The sequence below is a fragment of the Saccharibacillus sp. JS10 genome (genome assembly GCF_024436065.1).
In the GTDB taxonomy this organism is placed as follows: domain Bacteria; phylum Bacillota; class Bacilli; order Paenibacillales; family Paenibacillaceae; genus Saccharibacillus.
Genome location: NZ_JANFNS010000006.1, coordinates 1 through 2932, shown reverse-complemented (window position 1 = coordinate 2932; position 2932 = coordinate 1). Strand labels below are relative to the sequence as shown.

3 protein-coding genes and 1 tRNA gene are annotated in these 2932 nt (G+C 45.6%); 1 reads left to right on the top strand and 3 read right to left on the bottom strand.

All coding sequences use genetic code 11. The features are described 5' to 3' along the window. Together NOM90_RS16735 and NOM90_RS16730 are read right to left on the bottom strand one after the other, a co-directional pair. The coding region (locus NOM90_RS16735; RefSeq protein ID WP_370866638.1) for a sugar phosphate isomerase/epimerase family protein at positions 1–432 on the bottom strand (432 nt) is incomplete at its 3' end. A 36-nt stretch (positions 433–468) separates the two neighbouring features. Continuing rightward, entirely contained in the window at positions 469–1602 is a 1134-nt protein-coding gene (locus NOM90_RS16730) for a Gfo/Idh/MocA family protein (protein WP_370866643.1), read from the bottom strand. 233 nt (positions 1603–1835) lie between these two features. Here NOM90_RS16730 and NOM90_RS16725 point away from each other — a divergent pair, with 233 nt between their 5' ends. Further along, positions 1836–2678, top strand: a complete 843-nt coding sequence (locus NOM90_RS16725) for a helix-turn-helix domain-containing protein (RefSeq protein WP_255943599.1) — start codon at positions 1836–1838, stop codon at positions 2676–2678. A gap of 81 nt (positions 2679–2759) precedes the next feature. On the opposite strand, the gene NOM90_RS16720 is transcribed toward NOM90_RS16725, so the two are convergent. After that, positions 2760–2840, bottom strand: a tRNA-Leu gene (locus tag NOM90_RS16720). Positions 2841–2932 lie beyond the last annotated feature (92 nt).

Here is a 2932-nt window from a genome sequence, read left to right as displayed (position 1 = left end):
GCGTCCTTCATACTTTTCAAATTCGATATGGTGATTGTGATAGATAAACTGAAGACCGTATTTCCGCTTAAGCTTCCGCCCGATGTCCGAAGCTTCTTTGGCAAATGTACGGTAACCGTCTGCACTTGTACGAAAGCGCTCCGGCGCCATCCCCAAGCCTACATATCGGCAATCCCATAATTGATGCTGCTTCGCTACCCCATCCAGATCATCTGTAAGGCGCTCATAAGGAATATGCGTGGCACAGATCTTCAAATGATTTTGAAGCGCTAGTTCTTTGACTTTATGCGGGTCTATATCTCCGATTCCCGATACTTGCACGGCGTCGTACCCGATCCGCTTCAATGTCGCAAAAGTATGTGCTAATCCTTGCTCGTCTTGCGCTTGTTCTCGAAACGTATACATCTGAGCTGCGATCATTGATCTTTTCATCTTTGTCCGTCTCCTTTAGCGATCTTCTGCTCAAGCTTAATGCGTACCCGATACATCTAAAGTCGTTTGCGCTCCGCTTTTTTTCACGAAAGTCGATTGTTCAATCCGCTCGTTCAACCGCTTCAAATATTCTTCTTCATCAATCGGAAGTTCGACCCAACCGTCTGTCCAACTCGATAAGTGCATGGCATTCGATATCGTAAGCCCGTAGATTCCTTCCTCGCCCGGCGCAATCAGTTCTTCACCGTATAAGATCGCGTTAGTGAAATTGCTTAAAACACCTTTGTGCTGACTCCCGCTACCACTTTCTACCGGAATCTCGCATTTCCAACATTCCGGTTGCCCAAATCCACCTTTATACGTTGCATTGAACTCGGGTTCGGATACGCGTAATCGCCAAAAGGTCAGCTGATCGTCTTCAATCACAATTTTTCCGTTATCCCCCGAGATTTCAAAACGATTCGTCCCCGGCGCTTCGCCTACACTCGTCACGAACACGCCTGTCGCTCCATTTTCGTATTCCACATAAGCCGTCACATCGTCTTCGACTTCGATATTGCGATTTTTCCCGAAGCTACAAAAAGCTCGAACCCTTGTCGGCATCATACCGGTCGTCCATTGCCATAGATCAAGCTGATGCGGGTCTTGATTCAGCAGAACCCCGCCGCCTTCGCCTTGCCAAGTTGCGCGCCAACCGCCGGAATCGTAATAACTTTGCGAACGATACCAATTCGTAATGATCCAATTGGTTCTTCTGATCTGTCCCAGTTCTCCTGCTTGAATCAACTCGCGCAATTTTCGGTATAGAGGATGCGTACGCTGATTGTACATAATGCCAAAGACCAGACCGGACTGTTTGGCTTTCGACGCCGCTTCGTTCATTTGCCGTACCGCTTTGGTATAAACACCTGCGGGCTTTTCGATCAGCACATGCAGCCCGTATTGAAACGCTTCCATAGCTAAAGTCGGATGATCGTAGTGCGGCGTCGCAATCAGTACCGCATCTACTTCTCCCGAACGCATTAATTCTTTAGGATCTAGATAGGTTTTGATCGGTGTCGGCAGTTGTTCTGTAGCCCAACCAAGACGTTCTTCCGCTACATCGCTTACCGCCGTTAACGTCGCACCCGGAATATGATCAATCAAGCTTTTCGCATGCGCACTTCCCATATTGCCGATTCCGATAACGCCAAAACGAACTTGTTTCCCAGAGCTTGTCTGCACGGTATCCCTCCGTCTTTTCCATAATTAATGGTATTGCACATCGATACAGGTTGAGAATAACGTAGTTGGATTTTAAAAGATATGAATAGAAATAAGAAGTTTTTGTCCAAAACTAAGAGGTTTTTGTTAAATGAGTGTATACTGCGGGTAACGTCATTTTTATAAAAAGTGAGGATACTATGCAAAAAAATCAATCGCCAATCAATCCTGAAGCTGCGCACCGATTACTCCAACATTTAACCGTTCACGTTTCCCATGCGTTTTATCGGGAAGGTTATTATGGATGGAATGCTCCTGAAGAAAAGCCTTCGTTTAATCGTCTTTACTACATTACCGAAGGGCAAGGTGCAGTGACGCTGGATGGAGTTCGTTACGAGCCTTCTGCGGGACAATTGTTCATCATGCCAGCCGGCCGCGTGCAAACACGTTTTACATCGCAAGAATCGCCTTATACGCGCTACTTCTGTCATTTTGATGCGCAGATCGGAAATTGGCAGCTGTTCCAAAACAGCACTGTACTTTCTTTGATTAATGTCGAAAATACCAAGCAAGTCGAACACTGGTTTCAAGAAATGATTCAACAGTCTGAACATCCAAGCCCTTTTGCATCTCTTCGAGTCAAAGCCTGTCTACTTCAACTGCTCGCTTATTGTCTGGAAAAAGGCGATTATGCTCCGTTGATGTACGAATTTATGCAAGATCATGAGCGAGAAGAATTAGCATACGTCTTACAATATATTGATGATCGGCTGCACGAACCTATCGAGATTGAAAATCTTGCGGAGATCGTACATCTACATCCCAATTACTTCATTCCGTACTTCAAAAAACAGATCGGAACGACTCCAATGCACTACGTTCAGCAAAAGCGTATTGAACAAGCACGTCGGCTTTTGATTTCTACAGATTACGGTATTTCATCAATTGCTGAACAAGTCGGAATGCAACCCGCTCACTTATCCCGTACATTTAAAAAAATAACCGGGGTCTCTCCAAGCACCTATCGTAACAGCACAAAATAATAAAGGATAAAATGAAAAAACGGCTTTGCAAGATCACTGTTAAAGTAATCTTACAAAACCGTTTCTTCGTTACTTCTGTAATACCGGTGAAAGGACTCGAACCTTCACGGGTCTCCCCACTCGATTTTGAGTCGAGCGCGTCTGCCATTCCGCCACACCGGCACATCCAAGAAAAATAATGGCGCGCCCTAAGAGATTCGAACTCCTGGCCTTTTGATTCGTAGTCAAACGCTCTATCCAGCTGAGCTAAGGGC

Coding starts and splice junctions, on each gene's coding strand:
- NOM90_RS16730 (WP_370866643.1), bottom strand. CDS start 1,602: ATGGGAAGTGCGCATGCGAAAAGCTTGATTGATCATATTCCGGGTGCG.
- NOM90_RS16725 (WP_255943599.1), top strand. CDS start 1,836: ATGCAAAAAAATCAATCGCCAATCAATCCTGAAGCTGCGCACCGATTA.